Source organism: Marinobacter qingdaonensis (assembly GCF_034555935.1).
GTDB classification, from domain to species: Bacteria; Pseudomonadota; Gammaproteobacteria; order Pseudomonadales; family Oleiphilaceae; genus Marinobacter; species Marinobacter qingdaonensis.
On record NZ_JAYDCJ010000003.1, the window covers coordinates 1,549,234 to 1,566,298 of the forward strand.

At 63.0% G+C, this 17,065-nt stretch carries 15 protein-coding genes; 6 read left to right on the forward strand and 9 right to left on the reverse strand.

The window, feature by feature from the left end:
* Window positions 1-19 precede the first annotated feature (19 nt).
* Window positions 20-1,282, forward strand: coding sequence for an MFS transporter (locus tag U5822_RS10275; RefSeq protein ID WP_322855533.1), 1,263 nt, complete (start codon window positions 20-22; stop codon window positions 1,280-1,282).
* The gene (locus tag U5822_RS10280; protein ID WP_322855534.1) at window positions 1,263-1,757 is read left to right on the forward strand and encodes a DUF4112 domain-containing protein; all 495 of its coding nucleotides are present in this window, start codon (window positions 1,263-1,265) and stop codon (window positions 1,755-1,757) included. Before U5822_RS10275 ends, U5822_RS10280 begins: the two co-directional genes overlap by 20 nt.
* Window positions 1,758-1,786: 29 nt before the next feature.
* On the opposite strand, the gene codA is transcribed toward U5822_RS10280, so the two are convergent.
* The 4 genes from codA to U5822_RS10300 all read right to left on the reverse strand — a co-directional run bounded on the left by codA (window position 1,787) and on the right by U5822_RS10300 (window position 5,965).
* Window positions 1,787-3,046, reverse strand: a complete 1,260-nt coding sequence (gene codA / locus U5822_RS10285; protein ID WP_322855535.1) for a cytosine deaminase — start codon at window positions 3,044-3,046, stop codon at window positions 1,787-1,789.
* On the reverse strand, window positions 3,039-3,686 hold the full coding sequence (locus U5822_RS10290; protein WP_322855536.1) for a PucR family transcriptional regulator: 648 nt from the start codon (window positions 3,684-3,686) through the stop codon (window positions 3,039-3,041). The genes codA and U5822_RS10290 overlap by 8 nt, the downstream gene beginning before the upstream one ends.
* The gene (gene codB, locus U5822_RS10295) at window positions 3,687-4,994 is read right to left on the reverse strand and encodes a cytosine permease (RefSeq protein ID WP_322855537.1); all 1,308 of its coding nucleotides are present in this window, start codon (window positions 4,992-4,994) and stop codon (window positions 3,687-3,689) included.
* A 236-nt stretch (window positions 4,995-5,230) separates the two neighbouring features.
* Complete coding sequence (locus tag U5822_RS10300) at window positions 5,231-5,965, reverse strand: maleate cis-trans isomerase family protein (RefSeq protein WP_322855538.1); 735 nt, start codon at window positions 5,963-5,965, stop codon at window positions 5,231-5,233.
* 384 nt (window positions 5,966-6,349) lie between these two features.
* On the opposite strand from U5822_RS10300, the gene U5822_RS10305 reads away from it, so the two are divergent.
* Complete coding sequence (locus U5822_RS10305; RefSeq protein WP_322855539.1) at window positions 6,350-7,486, forward strand: helix-turn-helix transcriptional regulator; 1,137 nt, start codon at window positions 6,350-6,352, stop codon at window positions 7,484-7,486.
* A gap of 72 nt (window positions 7,487-7,558) precedes the next feature.
* On the opposite strand, the gene U5822_RS10310 is transcribed toward U5822_RS10305, so the two are convergent.
* Window positions 7,559-9,274, reverse strand: a complete 1,716-nt coding sequence (locus tag U5822_RS10310) for a hypothetical protein (protein WP_322855540.1) — start codon at window positions 9,272-9,274, stop codon at window positions 7,559-7,561.
* Between the two features lie 233 nt (window positions 9,275-9,507).
* On the opposite strand from U5822_RS10310, the gene U5822_RS10315 reads away from it, so the two are divergent.
* The 3 genes from U5822_RS10315 to U5822_RS10325 all read left to right on the forward strand — a co-directional run bounded on the left by U5822_RS10315 (window position 9,508) and on the right by U5822_RS10325 (window position 13,245).
* Window positions 9,508-11,427: a CocE/NonD family hydrolase gene (locus tag U5822_RS10315; RefSeq protein WP_322855541.1), complete on the forward strand. Its 1,920-nt coding sequence runs from the start codon at window positions 9,508-9,510 to the stop codon at window positions 11,425-11,427.
* 127 nt (window positions 11,428-11,554) lie between these two features.
* Window positions 11,555-12,715: a sterol desaturase family protein gene (locus U5822_RS10320; protein ID WP_322855542.1), complete on the forward strand. Its 1,161-nt coding sequence runs from the start codon at window positions 11,555-11,557 to the stop codon at window positions 12,713-12,715.
* An 89-nt stretch (window positions 12,716-12,804) separates the two neighbouring features.
* Entirely contained in the window at window positions 12,805-13,245 is a 441-nt protein-coding gene (locus tag U5822_RS10325) for a universal stress protein (protein WP_322855543.1), read from the forward strand.
* Here the strand turns inward: U5822_RS10325 and U5822_RS10330 are convergent.
* Genes U5822_RS10330 through U5822_RS10345 form a run of 4 tightly spaced genes read right to left on the reverse strand, consistent with a single transcriptional unit; the run spans window position 13,242 to window position 17,065 of the window.
* Window positions 13,242-14,063 (reverse strand): ABC transporter ATP-binding protein, encoded by an 822-nt coding sequence (locus U5822_RS10330; protein WP_322855544.1) that lies wholly within the window; start codon window positions 14,061-14,063, stop codon window positions 13,242-13,244. The genes U5822_RS10325 and U5822_RS10330 overlap by 4 nt on opposite strands.
* A gap of 26 nt (window positions 14,064-14,089) precedes the next feature.
* Window positions 14,090-15,112 carry an ABC transporter substrate-binding protein gene (locus U5822_RS10335; RefSeq protein WP_322855545.1) on the reverse strand — a complete coding sequence of 341 codons (1,023 nt, stop codon included), beginning with the start codon at window positions 15,110-15,112 and terminating at the stop codon, window positions 14,090-14,092.
* A gap of 47 nt (window positions 15,113-15,159) precedes the next feature.
* The gene (locus tag U5822_RS10340) at window positions 15,160-16,038 is read right to left on the reverse strand and encodes an ABC transporter permease (protein ID WP_322855546.1); all 879 of its coding nucleotides are present in this window, start codon (window positions 16,036-16,038) and stop codon (window positions 15,160-15,162) included.
* 10 nt (window positions 16,039-16,048) lie between these two features.
* Complete coding sequence (locus U5822_RS10345) at window positions 16,049-17,065, reverse strand: fatty acid desaturase family protein (RefSeq protein WP_322855547.1); 1,017 nt, start codon at window positions 17,063-17,065, stop codon at window positions 16,049-16,051.

A 17,065-nucleotide genomic window follows, 5' to 3' on the forward strand; every position in this document is an offset into this window, starting at 1 on the left:
AGAGGCAACGGGGAGCGTGATGAAGTCCATCTCGAGCACCACATTTGCGCTGTTCGGCGCGGCGCTGGTGGCCATCAGCTATGGCCTGGCACGTTTCGCCTTCGGCCTGTTCGTGCCGCCGATTCGATCCGATCTGGCGTTGTCGCCGGATGTGATTGGTGTGATTGGCGCGCTGCCGTTGATCAGTTTCGTGATGGCGACCCTGGTCGCGCCTCTGGCCGCAGTCCGCATCGGGGCCCGGAATACGGCGGTGTTGTCCAGCGCTTTCGGCGCGTTGGGCCTGACCCTGATCAGCCAGGCCAGTGGGGCCTGGTCCTTGAGTGCGGGGGTGATTGCCTGCGGTATCTGTACCGGGCTGATGATGCCGGCCCTGACGGCAGCCATGCAGGTATTGGTCGATCGCTCGCTGCATGGCCGGGTCAGTTCGGTGATGAATGCGGGCACCAGCATTGGCGTTGCCGTGGCGGTACCCGCGGTGCTGTTCTTGGCGGGCGTCTGGCGCTATGCCTACCTGGCCTTTGCGGCGCTGGCGGTGCTTGGCCTGGTTGCCGCGTGGTTGGTGATTCCTTCGGTGTCCCGCGTGACGCCTTCCGATGCGGCGCCGCCGGCCCCCATCTCCAGCCTGCAGTGGTGGCGGCTGTTCCGGCTTTCGCTGTTTGCCTTTGCTATGGGGTTTGTGTCGGCCGCCTACTGGATTTTTGCGCCGGACCTTGTGGTTAACCTGGGCGATATGCCCTCCAGTGCAACCGGCTGGTTGTGGCTTGCGGTCGGTGTTGCCGGTCTGGGCGGCGCGGTAGTGGCGGATCTGGCGGATCGCAATAACCCGCCCATCACCCAGGCCCTGATGCTGATGATGCTGTCGGCAAGCCTGGCGCTGCTGGCGGCCAGTCCGGATCGGTTGATCCTGTCGGCCTTCTCGGCCATGGTCTTTGGTCTGGCGTACATGAGCCTGACCGGGCTCTATCTGATGACTGGTATACGGCTGTTACCGGGGCGGTTGTCCATGGGGCCGGTCCTGCCGTTTCTGGCGGTGTCGCTGGGCCAGGCGGTAGGCTCGCCGGTGGTCGGCATGTTGGTGAATAATGTCGGCTACAACGACGCTTTCGCCATTTTCTGCGTGATTGGCATCCTGGTCGCGCTGCTGTCACCCCTGTACCCGCGCTACATCGACGTGGACTCCGATCAGGCGGCAGACGAAGGCACCGGTTTGCAGGCGGCTTACGATTATCAACTTCAGGACGAGGCAGGGGAGCCCTACACCTATGACCAACCGCGCGACTGACCCTGAGGCCAGCCTGTCTGCCAGCCAAAGTCTGGAGGCCAGGCAGCGAGCCATTCTCAAGCGCCTGGACAAGTTCAGCCGATTTACCGACAGCAGCATCGGCATTCCCTTCACCCGCTTCCAGATTGGTGCCGAGGCCATCATCGGGTTGTTGCCCGTGGTGGGCGACGCGGCCGGTCTGGTGCTGTCCGGTTATGTGCTGCTGGAGGCGCAGCGGGCCGGGGCGAGCAGGGAGGTGAAGCTGAAGATGCTGCGCAACATGGGCATCGACTTTGTCGGTGGTCTGCTGCCGGTGTTTGGCGATGCCTTCGACGCCATCTACAAGGCCAACACCCGCAACACCCGATTGCTCAGGAACTACCTGGAAGAGCAACTGGCGGTGGAGCCACCGCCGCCACCCTTTCCCTGGGCGATGCTGATCTGGCTGTCGATCCTGTTTGCCATCGTGACCGGCGGCCTGTCGTTGGTTCTGTGACCCACCAGCGCCGCCGGCCGTGCGGCGCTTTATGCCAGCCGTAGATCCGCCGTGGGTTCCACCGCCGTCCGTTGCACCAGCACCTGACCATCCCGCACCGAGGCCAGCACCGGCCGTTGCCCCAGCAGCACCCCGTACGGGGTTTGCCCTTGCAGCACAGCGCAGCGTGCCGGCAGGCCGGGGGCGATGCCGTATTCCTCCAGGTTCAGTGCCGCGGCGCCGTTGTCGGTGATCAGTTCCAGGGCTGTGTTGATGCGGCTCATGCCGAGCATGTGGCAGGCGTGCAGGCCGACGTCGAGGGTGCGCAGCAGGTTGCCGTTGCCCATGGGGTACCAGGGGTCGCGGATGGAGTCTTGGCCGAAGGCGACCTTCAGGCCGGCGTCCAGCAGCTCCGGCACCCGGGTGATGCCGCGGCGCTTGGGGTAGCTGTCGAACCGGCCCTGCAGGTGCAGGCTCTCGGTGGGCATGGACAGGAACCGGAGGTTGGCTTTCTTCAACAGTCGAAACAGCCGGCTGCAGTAGGCGTCGTTGTAGGAACCCATGGCGCATGTGTGGCTGGCGGCCACCCGGGTGCCGTAGTCCAGGCGCAGGGCTTCTGCCGCCAGGACCTCCAGAAAGCGCGATTCCGGGTCATCGATTTCGTCGCAGTGAACGTCCACCAGTCGGTCGTGCTTGTGCGCCAGCTCCATCAGCCAGCGCACCGACTCGGCCCCGTAATCCCGGGTAAATTCGAAGTGGGGAATGCCGCCGACCACATCGGCACCGAGGCGGATGGCTTCCTCCATCAGCTCGCGGCCGTTAGGGAAGGACCAGATGCCTTCCTGGGGAAACGCCACGATCTGCAGGTCGATAAACCCGGCGGTCTGGGCACGTACCTCCAGCATGGCCTTGAGTGCAGTCAGCTCCGGATCGGTGACGTCCACGTGGGTACGAACGTATTGAATGCCGTGGGCGGCGAACAGCTTCAGGGTCTCGGTCGCCCGGTGCGTGACGTCTTCCCGGTTGAGCATGGCCTTGCGCTCGGCCCAGCACTCAATGCCCTCGAACAGGGTGCCGCTCTGATTCCAGCGCGGCTCGCCAGCGGTCAGGGCGGCATCTAGATGGATATGGGGTTCGACCAGGGCGGGGCTGACCAGGTTTGCGCCGGCGTCCAGTTGACCGGATTCCGGGGTCACCGTTGCCGCCTGCTGGGTGATCTCGCCAAACCGGCCTTGGCTGATGTCGAGCCGGTAAAGGCCATCCCGATCCGGTAAGCGGGCGTTTACTACGGCAGTAAGCTGTTCAGTCATGTTCTCTCCTGGCTGACTGCGATGGCGCCATCAGGTGCGCCAGCAGCAGTGATTTGAATGCTTCGTTGCGATCCTGGTGATCGGGCAGCGCCTCGACCAGCTGGTTCATTCGGTTGTGGACGGTGTTCCGGTGGCAGCCCAGCCGTTCTGCCATGGCGCGGTGGTTGCCGCGACAGGCAATCCAGGCCTCCAGCAGCTCCGGGACAGTTGACGCGGTCGCAAGCTCGCTGGCCTGTCCACCTCTGCGCTCGGACCAGACGATGGCCCGGCCGATGGTTTCGGTGACCTGCACCATGGGCAGTGAATAGGGCTGTTCAAACAGCGGCAGCGACAGTTCGTCGGCCAGCCGCGACAGGGCATTGGGCAGCTGGCCGATGTAGGCGTCCCCGGTTAATACCACCAGCCCGGCAATCCGGCAGTCCTGGCCTTCATACAGGCACTCCGCGAGATTCTGCGGGCTCCGATGGCGACTGATTCCGGTCACGAACACCAATTCGCCGCCCCGGACCCAGTCCCGGAACGAGCGGTTCTCGGCGACGTAGGGCCAGCGCACCGGGTTGGCCACGGCGGCGCTCCCGCCCCGAAGCCGAATCGACTCGAGGCCCGGGAGCTTGGGAATATCCTGGCACAGTAACGACACTTACAGCGCTCCGAGAACCTGGGCCCGACGCTCGCGCACGGCCTGGCTAACCACCAGGATCGCGCTGTAGGCGGTGGCGGCGACCAGCACGCCAACAATCGGGGCGATCCACGGGGAAGTGTAGGCGACCGCGGAGCCAATGACGTAGGCGGCCAATCCCGGGGCGTTGAACGCCGGCAGCGTGGCGGTGGTGACATCCGGATACCGCTGCCGGTAGCCGACGAAGTAGCTGGCCATGATGACGCCGCCGATGGGCGGGATGAAGGTGCCCAGCAGCACCAGGAAGGGGATCAGCCATTCGTACATGCCCATCACCGCCAGCAGGGTGCCGATGGCGGCGCCGGCAACGGTCACCATTTTGCGTCGACGGGTACGAAGCAGGTTACAGCCGGCCACAGCGAAGTTGTAAACGGTGTTGTCCTGGGTGGTCCAGAGGTTCAGGAACAGCATCAGGATACCGAGTGTCGCCAGGCCCTGGGCCACCATGATGTCGACAATGTCCGCCTGCTGGTAGACCAGAGCGCCAAAGGCGCCAATGAGGGTCATCAGGCCATTGCCCAGGAAGAACGCCAGCAGGGTGGCGATCACCGCGGTCCGGCCCGATTTGGCGAAGCGGGTCCAGTTGGTGGCCTGGGTCCCGCCGCTGACAAAGGTGCCAAAGACCAGGGTGATGGCGGCGGCCACGGTCATGTCATCGGTCGGGGTGATGGCCAGCAATCCGGACAGTCCGCCGGCGGCGTCGGTGGCGATGCTCATGCTGACCGCCACCAGGATGATCATGGCCGGCACGGCAATCCGCGACAGCCATTCCAGACCGCGATAGCCGATGAAGGCGGTGACGCAGAAACCAAACCCGAACAGCACCATCAGCGGTGTGGTCAGGCTTTCCGGCAGGCCCGTGAGCTTGACCAGGAGTATGGCCATGGTCGCGGTGCCCCAGGCGTACCAGCCAATCTGGGTGAACCCGAGAATGACATCAGACAGTTTGCTGCCCAGTTCCCCGAAGGTGAACCGGCTCATCAACGCGGTGTTCAGGCCGGTCTTGGCGGCGATGTAGCCGAGCGCCGCGGCGTAGAGGCCGAGCAGCAGGTTACCGACGGCCAGCACTAGCAACATGGTGGTAAAGTCGAAGGACACGCCGACACTGCCGCCGGCCCACATGGTGGCGGTGAAGAAGGTGAAACCAAGCAGGATCAGCCCCATGGACCAGACGCTCTTGCGTTGGTCCATGGGCACGGGGCTCAGCGGGTAGTCCTGTTCTTGGGGTATGGGGTGAGAGTCGGGGTGAGCATTGGGGTGAGCGGTCATGACGAAGTCTCCCTATCGTGATTAGACAGGTGAGGAGATGGCAACCTTCGTGCCACGGGGTGCGGATTCGGCAATTGGTCGCCGAATGGCCGGGTGTCCTTGGGCACAATGCACAATCGCGGGCGGTTCGGGGGCATCGAATGCTCTGGGATGCATCGGGATGGTGCGGACTCAAGGCCGGCGGTCGGTGCTGGTGCGGCCCAGCCATTGTGCCTCTACCGATTCGGCCGCCCGGCCTAGGGCTGCGTCTCGAACAGCGTGCCCAGCCCCGTCTGTTTTCTCAGTTTTCCACACAGCCGCAGGGCCTCCCAGACGCTGACCTGGTTGGCGGTCAGGACCGGTTTGCCGATGGCCTGCTCCAGCTCCGGGAGCCAGGCCGCGGAATGCAGCGCGGTGTCGGGGATCAGCAGGGTGTCGGCGTGCGCGTGGTTGTTGGCGACAGCCAGCTCGATCACCGCGGTCTTGTCGAGCCTGCCGACCTCGGCGGCGGTCACGATTCCCCGGCTGGCCAGGTGCACCACTTCGATGTCGAAATGGCCGAGGAAGTCCCGGAACAGTCGAGCGACGTCCTCCGGGTAGGTGGCGGCAATGGCCACACGTCGGGCATCAATGGCGGTGACGGCCCGGGCAAACGCCATGGCGGTGGTGGAGGCGGGCACGCATAGCAGCTTTTCGAGGGTGTCGATCTGCTGGCGGATGCCGTCCAGGCCGAGTACGAAGCTGGCGCTGGTCGATGTCCACAGGACCGATTCGATGGGGGCGCCGGCGAGGGCGTGGGCTCCCTCTTCCAACCGCGCAACACTGCCCATCTCACTCAATGCTTCGACGGTGTGGGCGTCTTTCTGGAAGTGGGTGTGGATCAGGTGCACCTGGGCGGGCGGGTTCACCAGGGCGCCCATGCGCGGATAGTCATCCTCGGCGGCGTGGCCGGGGTAGAGGAAACCGATGGTGGCCGGGGTGGTGTTCATCATGGCTCGGCATCCGCATAGGAACGGGTGAACCCGCGTTCGGGATCACCGGCACTGCTCTAGTCAACATAGCAGCTCTGAGCCGACTCTGGCGACGGCGAGTGAATGCGCGATCGGGCCAATGTTCGATTATTGTAGGTATATCGTGTACACGTTTTACTCGTTTTTCTGGTAATAATGGCCCATTCCCCCTCTGTGCCCGGCGTCGGTGGTTTCTGGATATGATTGCAGAACGGCGTGTGGGGCCACGCAGAACCGTATTCAACAGGTGGTTTGTACGGGAGACCCAGAGCAGTGAGTAAGGACACCAACGACGCCCCAATGCCAACTGGTGGCGGGCTTCAGACCACCGCACCACAGGTGGTAACTGACGAGGCAAGCGTGGGAATGGCGGAGTTTGCCGGCTATAACGAGCTGGTTGCCACGCTGTACCGATGCCTGAACACCAACCAGGGCTTTCAGCCCTTCTTCGACGAGTTCCAGCGTCGCTTCCGCTGTCTTCAGGGCGGTATTCTGGGTATTGCCGATCACCCCACCCGCATGGTGTACGCCTGGACCTTCGGCTATCCGGAGGGGTTCGAGCAGTGGTTCCTCAACAGCGACATGGCCCGCACCGATGAGGCGATCAAGCATTTCAGCGCGTTGCCGCCACGCCAGTTCGATGCGTTAACCGGGTGTGACCCCAGCGTGGATATTCTCGATTTGATGGGGCCCGAAACCCGGGAATGGGTGGCCCGGGCAGGCCTGGGCGACAGCGCCGGCATGCTGGTCAGTCGCGGGGAATCCTCAAGGGTGGTGTTTCTTGCCAACCGGCACCGGGACGAAGGCAACTACACGACCGCGGAACTGATGCAGATGAACCTGCTGGCACCACACATCGAGACGGCGGTGGGCCTGTTCCACAAGATCTACCAGTCGCGCACTGAGAACGAAACCCTGTCCATGGCCCTGGATCGCATCAGCAAGCCGATGGTTGTGTTCAACGAGCTTGCGCGGGTGGTCCATTGCAATGCTGCCGCTGACGCCACTCTGGCCTCTCACCCAGGGCTGTATGTGACCGATGACAGCGAGTCCCGGCTGCAAAGCCGTAACCCCGGCTTCAACCGCAAGCTCAATGACGCCATCCTGACCGCCGTCTTCAACGCCCGGGACGGGGTCCAGGACACCATCACATTGTTCGACCGGGTCGGTAAAGAGCGCATGGCGGTGTGTATCACGCCGCTGTCGATGACCTCCAGCGCCACCGGCCTGCCGTCCGGAAAATTCGGGGCGCTGGCCGAACTCATTACCTTCGGCGCCGCGTCTTCGCCGGACCTGGCCAAGTTGGGCGACCTGTTCAACTGCACCAACGCCGAAGCCCGCACCGCCGGGCACCTGATGCAGGGACTGAGCATTGGCGAGATAGCCGAGGTAGAGCGCTTGTCCGTACACACCGTGCGCGATTACGTAAAAAGCCTGCTGGCCAAGAACGGGTACCGCCGGCAGGCGGAGCTGGTGGGGGCGCTGGTGCGGGTGTTGGCGTAAGTGTTCGGCGCAGCCAGCGGCGCCAAAGAAAAGCCCGCACGGGGCGGGCTTTTCATCGCGTGACGAACGCCGTTATTGCGGAGCCTGCGGTAAATCCAGGTCCGTGATGAACAGAAGTTCCAGCGAACCCACACCGTCCAGATAGACCAGGGTCCGGATGTCCTCACCCTGAACGATGTCCTGGAACCGCCAATGGCCGTAATCGCCTTCCGAGCCGTCGGTCTCGGTCAGGGCCAGGGCTCCCGACGTACTGATCTCCCACGACACGGTGTTGGCCTCGCCGCTGCCGTCGAAGGTCATGGTGCCGGTGCGGGAGTCGTCGGTCTGTGTGGTCAGGTCAACGGTGATGTTCTGGGTGTCGGAAAACTGCAGGTCAAAGGTACCTTGTTCTCCCTCTTCGGTCAGATCTGCAAACTGGAAGCTGACCTCCTGCTCCGGGGCGCCGCCGGTGAACAGATCGGCTTCCACGTACATCGACTTGGTGTCGCCCTCAAAGTCCATCAGCTCGACCACGTAGCGGCCTAACCGTTGCAGGGTAAAGGTCTCAGAGCTATCGGCGTTGTCGGTCAGGGTCAGTTCACCGGTGGGGTGCAATGTGGCCGGTCCATCCACCGGGCCGTCGCCATTGTCGATGGTGGGGTTGTCGAACAGTCCACCCGGTCCGTCCAGATCCACGGTCACGTTGGAGACGGCGAAGTTGCTGCCGGTGAAGCTGTACGACCCCCACTCGGACGACACCCCGACGACCGGATTTTCCCCGTAGGCTTCCTCGTTGGCACTGTGGGCGACAACATAGGTGCTGTCATCCAGAATGGTCAGGACGTTATTGAAATCCTTGCCGTCGAAGGATCCTTCTCCGAGGTACCAGCTGCCGACCAGGCTGTCGCGATTATTACGGACCGCCTCAAAGACGATCCTTTCATCATCCATGGACAGCGCCAGGGCGCCGTCGATCAGTTGCATCGTCCAGGTTGCACTGGCGTCATTGCCGGCCAGGCCACCACTGCCGTCGGAGTTGCCGCCTGGGTCGACTACCAGTGTCAGTTCGCCGGTGGCGCTGTCCCACGTATACGTGCCGTACTCGCCGCTGCCCGCAGTCTGTTCGTCGCCATCGTCCTGGGAGTGAACGATCAGGTACTCATCGCCGTTGAAGAAGGTCAGCACGTTGATGTTGCCGTTGTCTTCCTCGTACACCCAGCTGCCGGTCAGGTCTCCGGCTTGCGAGCTCTTGAAGTGCTCAATGGCAACGGTTTTGTCGATAAGGGTCTTGCCAATGGCCGAATTGGCCTGGGTTTCAAAGTCGGCTTCGCTGAGGGTGGGGTCGATGGCGATATCCTGCAACGCGGTGTGGATGGCCGCAGTGATGGTGATGCCATTGTCCGGGTTGCCGTCCTCGTCCAGGGTCTGCAGCAGCCGCAGGATGTTGATAACGGTCGAGTCGGTGCTCCAGTCCGTGGCTCCGCTGCCCATGTCGGCGGGGGTGATCCGGCCGGTCGCCTCAACCGCCGGCAGCTCGATGCCACCAATGCTAAAGGTGACGGCATCGCCTGGGGTGTAATCGTATTCGCCCAACTCGTTGGTCTGGCCCTGCTGGCCACCCGGGGCGGTTACGTAGTTGATGCCGGCGACAGGGCTGTCGACAAAGACGCCCTTCTCAGTTTCAGTCTGGGTGCTGCCCGTGGTGGTGGTGCCACTGCTGCCACTGGATGACGACCCGTTACTGCAACCGGCGAGAAGGGCAATGGACGAAATCGATGCCGCCAAAGCCAAGGTCTTGAAACTTTCCATAACAACTCCTTTTCGATGGAACTACCTCTGGTTAGGACGGCAAAAAAATTAGCACGGGCCTGGTGGGGCAAACTGCCCCCATTTGGGGGGTGCGAGGAAGAAATTGGCGAATGATCGGCTGATTGATTTTTTGTCCTTTCGGGCCTTGATCACGGCCCCATGGAACAAAAACTGAGCATTCTGCGTTGCTCCTTGTCGAGTTATCCCTAAAAAAAGAACAAGGACAACAACCCATGCATAAACCCCATTCTTGGCGATTCTGGCTCCATCATCTTTTTCCTGTCGTACTGGCGCTCGTGGTGGCCGGCTGTGGCGGTTCTTCCTCGGATGAAGAACCACCGGCGCAGGCGCAGAGCGGTCAGGGCCAGGCCTGTGACAACCCGGGCAATGGCAATCCGCCCCAATGTGAAGTGCCCCCGCCCGTATCCTGCACCGCCGAACCACCGGTGGTGGGTGGCACCAGCTACCCGGTCACACTGACCTCGGCCAGTGGCGAGACCATCGCGTTCCAGGTGCTCGAGCCGCTTGGGACCATCGACTGCGGCCAGGGCCACCCGCTGGTGCTGCACGGCCACGGTTTTGGTGGCTCGCGCACCACCGAGGGCTTCGAGAACTATCGCGAAGCGGGGTTTGCGGTGATCTCCATCGACCAGCGCGGTTTCGGCGAGAGTGGCGGTACCGTCCGGGTGATGGACCCCGAGTTTGAAGGTGAGGACCTGATCCAGATCCTGGACTGGGCCGAAGCCAACCTGGATTACCTGCGCTACCGCAACGAGCCGGACTTGCCGGACGCGCTGAACCCGAACCTCGTGGCCGGTGCCATCGGCGGCAGCTACGGCGGCGGCTACCAGATCCTGCTGCACGGCCTGGACCCGGGTCGGCGCCTGGACGCCCTGGTGCCGGACATCACCTGGTTTGACCTGCGCTACAGCCTGAACCCGGGCAACGTCATCAAGACCGGCTGGGATCTGGTGCTGGTGGCGGGTGGCGAAGCGGGATCCACCGGCCAGGGCAACGGCGGTCTGGACCCGATCCTGCGTGAAACCCTGGCCCAGGGTGCCTCGCTCAATCGCTTCCCGGAGGCGGGGCAGGACTTCGTCTACTACCACAGCCCGGCGTATCGCTGCCTGGGTGAGCCGGTCTCGGTGTCCGACACCCCGGACCTGGTGAGCTATCAGATCGATCCGCCCGCCTACGATGTGCCGCCAACGCCGTTCAAGGCTGTGGATGTGTTGCTGACCCAGGGCATGACCGACACCTTGTTCAACTTCAACGACGCCTGGCGCAACCTGGAGTGCCTGAAGGCCGCGGGCGGCGATGTGCGCCTGCTGACCCACCAGACCGGTCACGTGCTGCCGGCTGAGGCGCCGGACGAACTCCAGCCGGGTGAGTATGTTGACCCCACCGCTGACCTGCTGGAACTGCCCGGGTTCCAGGGCGCGGCCGGCCAGTTTGCCTGCGGTGACATTTCCATCTCCGACGCCACCCTGAACTGGCTCGAACACCACCTTCTGGAACGGCCCCTGGCGGCTTACTTCGAGGGTACCGACGCTGAGGTCTGCCTGTCCCTGGCCGACGGGGAGTCGGTGCGGGTGCCCATGGACAGCTTCCCGGCGCCGGCACTGAATGGTGGGGTGCTCCAGGGCGACAACGTGGTCGACGTTGCGGTCGAAACCGACACGCCGGTCGCCTCCGGTTACGAAGCCGTGGCCACCGCTACCCAGCCGCCGGCGGCACTGCTGCTGGGCCAGGCCGGTGACAGCGGGCTCACCCTCGGGGGTATCCCCACGGCCAAGTTGACCGTGTCAGACCTGGCGGGCAATGTGGCCTGCGCGGTCGAACTGGATCCCTACGCGCCCGGCTGCGATCCGATCGTGTTTGTCGGTCTCGGCAAACGTGCGGCTGGCGAGAGCCGCTGGCAACTGATCGATGATCAGATCAAACCGGTGCGCGGGCTGCAGGATCAGGCCGTCGTTGAGCTGGTCGGGGTGGCAGAAGCCCTGGCGCCGGGCGATGAACTCGCCCTGCTGGTGTACGGTTTCCATCCGCAGTTCCCGGCCAGCTGGTCACGGGATGCGCTGGTGCCTTTCGTGAACATTGTCGGCTCGGTGCAGGTGCCGGTGCTGGCAGGCAATTTGGTTCAGCCCATGTGATGACCAATGCGAAGCCGGAAGGGACCCCTTCCGGCTTCGCCATGTCTGGTTCGCTTTCCATTTCCTTAAGGCTCAGCGAGTGTGATCAACACTTGGTGGGCCAAGTCCGTTTCCCGGGTGGTCAATCATGAGTGACTACAACATCAACGGCCTGGCCATTCCCTTGTTTCTTATCCTGATGCTGGTGGAGTATGGCGTGCTGCGACTCCAGGGCCGGCGCCTGCATCGCTTCAACGACAGCGTGAACAGCCTGTCCATGGGGCTGCTCCTGCTCATCTCCGACGCTCTGCTGAAAGCCTACACCTTTGCCGTGTTTATCTGGCTGTGGCAGCACCACCGGCTGCTGGACTTCCCGGTGGAGAGCCCGGTCACCTGGCTGGTGTTCTTTCTCGGGGTGGATTTCTGCTACTACTGGTTTCACCGGGTTGCCCACCAAGTGAACATCCTGTGGGGTGCCCACGTGGGCCATCACCAGGGCGAGGAGTACAACTTCACCACCGCCCTGCGCCAGAGTGCGTTCCAGTACGCGTTTTCCTGGGTGTTCTATTTGCCGCTGGCGGTGTTGGGCTGCCCGCCGGTGGTGTTCGTGGTGCAGTTCGTCGTGCTCAAGATGTACCAGTTCTGGCTGCACACCCAAGCCATTAACCGGATCCCGCTGATTGAAGGGGTGATGTCCACCCCCTCAAGCCACCGGGTGCATCACGCCAAAAACCCGATCTACATCGACCGTAACTACGGCGGCACCCTGGTGATCTGGGACCGCCTGTTCGGCACCTGGCAGCCGGAGCTGCCGGAACAGCCCTGCCACTACGGGACAACCCGCCCGCTCGATACCCTCAACCCGGTGCGGGCCAACCTGCAGCACTGGGCGATGCTGGCCCGGGACACCGTGACGACGGCGCGTTGGCAGGACAAGTTGTCGCTCTGGTTTCGGCCCACCGGATGGCGGCCGGCCGATTGCCTGGCGCTGGACGCCGGCGATCCCGGCATGCAACGCACCGGCTGTGCCGATCGGCCCAAGTACGACCCCGAGACCACCCGCGGCAAGAAGATCTACGTTGGCTGCTCCATGATGCTGACGTTTGCAATCTGTACGGTGTTCATCTTCCTGTCGCCGCAACTACCGGCCTGGCAGGTCGCCACCGGAACCCTCCTGGTGGTCGCCGGGCTGGTGGTCGCCGGTGACCTGCTGGAGAATCGCACCCGGTTCCGTTGGCTGGAACTGGTCCGGATCCCGCTCATGCTCTGGTTTGCCGTCAGCCTCTGGGGAGCGATCGCCGCTGGCTGATGGTCGATGGGGGCGTGCATTCAGCCATCCCTTTTGGCGGGAATGGACGATAATGGAAGGACACGCTTCACAGTTGGGGAGGTGTCACCATGGACCAGGAAGGGCCCTGTCTTGTCGTTGCCTGCGATGGCTCGGATCAGTCACTGAAGGCGGTGAAACTCGCGGCCAGGCTGGCGGAAGCCACCGGCCAGCCATTGAAGCTGCTGGCCATTTACCCCTACGCCAAATCCTCCAGCCTGGTCGTTGCCGGGGTGGAGCGGGGGACAATCGATGCCGAACGGGCCAGGTACGGGCGTGAGGTGTTCGACTCCGCCATTCCCGCCCTGGGTGGCCTGATTGATTCGCCCGAGGAAATTCTCTTGAACGGCGATCCTGCCCACGAAATCCTCGAATACATGCACGCCCACCCGGACGCCCACATGGTGCTCGGCCGCCGCGGTTACTCGATGGTCCGCAGTCTGCTGCTGGGCAGCGTCAGCGAGAAAGTGGTCAGGCACGCAACCGGCCCGGTGACGGTGGTGGGTGGCTAGGCCGCCTGCCGTCCCTCATCGCGCATCAGCCGTCGAATGTGCAGCTCCAATCGTCGATAGTCGTCGGATTGCAGGAAGGCTTCGCGATCACCTGGCGGTAAGGCGGCTTTGAAGCCGGTGCCGATGGTTTCCTTCAGTCGCCCCGGATGGCGGGACAGAAAAAACACGGTGTCGCCCAGATACAGTGCTTCCTCGATGTCGTGGGACACCACCAGCACGGTGGTGCGTTCCTTGCGTACCACGTCAAGCAGCAGGTCCTGCATCTGCCACCGGGTCTCCGGGTCCAGTGCTCCAAAGGGTTCGTCCATCAGCAGCAGTTCGGGGTAGTTGGCGAGGGTGCGTGCGATGGCAACGCGCTGGCGCATACCGCCGGAGAGTTGATGCGGGTAGGCCTCGGCGAATTTCTCCAGCCCGACCGCACGGATGAAGTAATCAACGGTGCCTTCGTTCAGGGCATTGCGATCCCCGTTGATTTTCAGGCCGTAGGCGACGTTCTCCCGAACGGACAGCCACGGAAACGAGGTGTAGTCCTGGAACACCATGCCCCGGTCCCGTCCGGGCTGGTCCACGATGCGATCGTTCAGGCGGATGCTGCCGGCCGAGGGCTGCTCCAGGCCCGCCACCATGCGCAGCAGGGTGGACTTGCCGCAGCCGGAGGGGCCGAGTAATACACCGACCTTGCCGGCCGGCAGCGACAGGGCTATGTCGTCCAATGCCTGCACCGTGCGTCCGCGGGACTGGAACTCCTTGCTGACCCCCTTGACCGAGAGGCCGGCTTTCAGGGTGGCCTTGTTGGCCGGGGAGCTAGTGGAAGACATTGGACTTCTCCATCAAATTTCAGGGTTTACAGGATGGTTTTCAGCGGGGCCATATCAACACCCGATTCCATGGGATGGCGGTCGTCCACCAGACCGAATTTGAGCCACCAGTCGGTGACCGTTTCCCAGTGGTCGGTGATCTGGCCGTTGGGAAGCCCCAGGGGCAGCTCACCAGGCATCAGCCCCATGTACTTCGCAGCCTCGGCTTTATCGAAGATCCAGATCCCGCCCTTGTAGATCTCGCCGTCGGTACCCAGAACCTTTTCAACGTCTGCGATCGGGAAGTTAAGGCCCCGGGCGATGATCTGGTTTGCCTCGGTAGGGTTGGCTTTCCAGAAATCCACGGCGTCGAAATAGGCCTGCATGACTTTGGCGGCGGCCTCCGGTTTTTCCTTGAGAAAGGCGTCGCTCATGTACATGGCGTCACCCAACAGCGCGGTTTCGATCCAGCCCGGTTCCTCGGAGGTGGCAGCAACGGTGGCGTCGGGCAGCGCAGCCAGGGCCTGGGAGCCGAACGGTTCCCAGAATTCGGCGGCAGCGACATTGCCACCGACCAGGGCGCCGACGGCGTCGTCCATGATCAGGTTGGTGAATTGAACTTCGTCGATGCCAACCCCGTTAGCCTCCAGCCATTTGCCCATGAAGATCTGGGTCAGGCCACCCTCGAGCACGGCCACGGACTTGCCCTTCAGGTCCTCGGCAGACTCGATGCCCGGCGCCAGTACGATTTTGTCGGTGCCATAGGAGGGATTGGTGTAGGTCACCATCTTCACCGGTACGCCCTTATCGGCGGCAATCGGCGCGTATTCCGCCGTGCTGGAAGTAACGTCCAGCGCGTCCGCCGACATCAGGCCGAAGCTTTCGTAGGGGTCTTCAATGATGGCGATCTCAAGTTCCAGGTCCGGTGCCAGGTTCTTTTCCTGCGCGATGAACCAGAACCCGTAACCGGGCCAGGAAAACAGGGACAGGCGCACTTTTTCCGCGGAGAGCGCGCTGGTGGACAGCGCCGTTAGCAGCAGCACTGAGAGACAACGTCTAAGCCAGTTCATGGTGTTTACCTCTGGGGTTGGGGAGCAGAAACGACTGGGCGTGGTCATCAGGAATGACCTCGGCCAAGGTAGGGAAAGCAGGTGCGATAGAGCAGTCTGAACAGCACGTCGAAAAGCAGGCCGAGCACGCCGATGGTGACAATGCCGGCCATGATGTCGTCTACGTGCACGAACCGTTTTGCCCGCATCATCATGGCGCCGATGCCGTCGGTGGCCGCGACAATCTCGGCGATCACCAGATAGGTCCAGCTCACGGCCAGCATCTGGCGGCAGGTATCGACATAGCCCGGCAGGGAATGGCGGAACACCACGGTCCAGAGGGTGGTGCGTCGGCCACCGCCCAGGGTCTTGGCGGTCTCGATCAACACTTTTGGGGTCTGCCGGGTGACATCGGCGAGCATGATGACCAGGAAGAACACCACGCCCATCAGCAACAGGGTGATTTTCTGGGTGTCGCCCGTGCCCAGCCACATCAGCAGTAAGGGAATGAAGGCGGGGGCGGGCAGGTACCGCCAGGCACCCAGAAGCGGGTTGAGTACCCCATCCACCCGCGCAAATGAGCCCATCAACAGGCCGATCGGCAGCGCAAGCAGGACCGCAATGGCAAAGCTGAGCACGATGCGGGTCACGCTGGGCAGGACGTCGCTGAGGAAATTCTTTTCAGCAAACAGTTCCCAAAGCGAGCCGAACACCGCGGCGGGTCCGGGATAGAGTCGGTCCGGAGCCAATTCCATCTGCGAGGTGATCTGCCACAGCAGGAAAAAGCCGAACCAGCCCAGGCTGCCGAGCAACAGGCGTTGGCCGCCCTTAAGGGTCTGGTTGAAATCGAACCAGCGCCGGGGGCTTCGTCGAGTGCGCGAATTGTCGGCCGTTGCCGGTGCCAGTCGGGCCTGGCTGGTTGCCTGTTCCGAGAGTCGGGCGGTCATGGGCGTCACCTCAGAAAGCCGTCAGGAAGCTGAGGCCATAAACCGGTACGGCCGTGCCCTCCCGCAGGGCCTCGGGTACTTCCACCTGGCCGTAGGTCTCGGCGTAAATGCCGGCGATGCGGTTGCGGTGGTAGCTCTTTAGCTGGCCCTTGAGTCCGACCGTGCGGGTGAAGTGGTCGCCGTAGAGTTCCCGGTGCAGGGCAGGGAGCTTGTACCAGGGCATGGTGGGCTTGGTGTGATGGGCATTGTGGTAGCAGAAGTTCAGGATCAGCAGATTCAGCACCGGCCAGCGGCGTGAGATCAGGTTGCTGTAGGTGTTGTTCTCCTCGTACTCCCGATTGCCTTTGTGGGGCAGCTCGGCGTCGGGATCGTTCAGGTTCACCACAATCTCGTAGTTGTGCTGGTAGGCATCGAAGAAACGCAACACCATGAGCATCAGGGTGTAGGCGAGGGCGTACAGCAGCACGGCCTTCAGGCTCCAGGCAGCGAGGGCAATCAGGGCGGTGACCCGGGCCGCCGCGATCAGCAGAGTCCGCTGCTTCAATGCGCCCTTGCCGATGCGGGTGAAGGGCGCGATGACCAGCATCCCGTGCATGAGCAGGTCGACCGCCGGGATATGGCACCACTCCAGCGCGAACACCAGTTTCTCGGTGTTCGGATGGGCCTTGAGCCAGGCGCGGTAGTCAAAGGAAATCGGGTCGGCGTTATCCACATGATGACGCATGTGCTTGTAGCGCAGGTCTTCGTAGGTGCCGTAGCTGCCTCCGGTAATCCAGTTCAGCAGCTTGCCCAGGCGGGTGTTGAGTTCGGTTTTCTTGAAGAGGGCGTTGTGGGCGCAGTCGTGCACCAGGTAGGCAGCGATGATCATTCCGTGGGCGCAGGCGATGACCCCCAGCGCGGGCAACACCAGGCCCGATTGTGCCATCAGCAGCCAGCCGCCGACGTAAGTGGCGAGGATGTAGCTGAGGACCAGTATGAGAGGCCACACCCCATCGGTATGGCGGAAGTGTTGCGCAATCTTGAACAT

What these genes read in the sequence shown, in the direction of transcription:
- U5822_RS10275 (WP_322855533.1), top strand. Translation starts at nt 20, where the DNA reads ATGAAGTCCATCTCGAGCACCACATTTGCGCTGTTCGGCGCGGCGCTG.
- U5822_RS10280 (WP_322855534.1), top strand. Translation starts at nt 1,263, where the DNA reads ATGACCAACCGCGCGACTGACCCTGAGGCCAGCCTGTCTGCCAGCCAA.
- codA (WP_322855535.1), bottom strand. Translation starts at nt 3,046, where the DNA reads ATGACTGAACAGCTTACTGCCGTAGTAAACGCCCGCTTACCGGATCGG.
- codB (WP_322855537.1), bottom strand. Translation starts at nt 4,994, where the DNA reads ATGACCGCTCACCCCAATGCTCACCCCGACTCTCACCCCATACCCCAA.
- U5822_RS10300 (WP_322855538.1), bottom strand. Translation starts at nt 5,965, where the DNA reads ATGATGAACACCACCCCGGCCACCATCGGTTTCCTCTACCCCGGCCAC.
- U5822_RS10305 (WP_322855539.1), top strand. Translation starts at nt 6,350, where the DNA reads ATGGCGGAGTTTGCCGGCTATAACGAGCTGGTTGCCACGCTGTACCGA.
- U5822_RS10310 (WP_322855540.1), bottom strand. Translation starts at nt 9,274, where the DNA reads ATGGAAAGTTTCAAGACCTTGGCTTTGGCGGCATCGATTTCGTCCATT.
- U5822_RS10315 (WP_322855541.1), top strand. Translation starts at nt 9,508, where the DNA reads ATGCATAAACCCCATTCTTGGCGATTCTGGCTCCATCATCTTTTTCCT.
- U5822_RS10320 (WP_322855542.1), top strand. Translation starts at nt 11,555, where the DNA reads ATGAGTGACTACAACATCAACGGCCTGGCCATTCCCTTGTTTCTTATC.
- U5822_RS10325 (WP_322855543.1), top strand. Translation starts at nt 12,805, where the DNA reads ATGGACCAGGAAGGGCCCTGTCTTGTCGTTGCCTGCGATGGCTCGGAT.
- U5822_RS10330 (WP_322855544.1), bottom strand. Translation starts at nt 14,063, where the DNA reads ATGTCTTCCACTAGCTCCCCGGCCAACAAGGCCACCCTGAAAGCCGGC.
- U5822_RS10335 (WP_322855545.1), bottom strand. Translation starts at nt 15,112, where the DNA reads ATGAACTGGCTTAGACGTTGTCTCTCAGTGCTGCTGCTAACGGCGCTG.
- U5822_RS10340 (WP_322855546.1), bottom strand. Translation starts at nt 16,038, where the DNA reads ATGACCGCCCGACTCTCGGAACAGGCAACCAGCCAGGCCCGACTGGCA.
- U5822_RS10345 (WP_322855547.1), bottom strand. Translation starts at nt 17,065, where the DNA reads ATGTTCAAGATTGCGCAACACTTCCGCCATACCGATGGGGTGTGGCCT.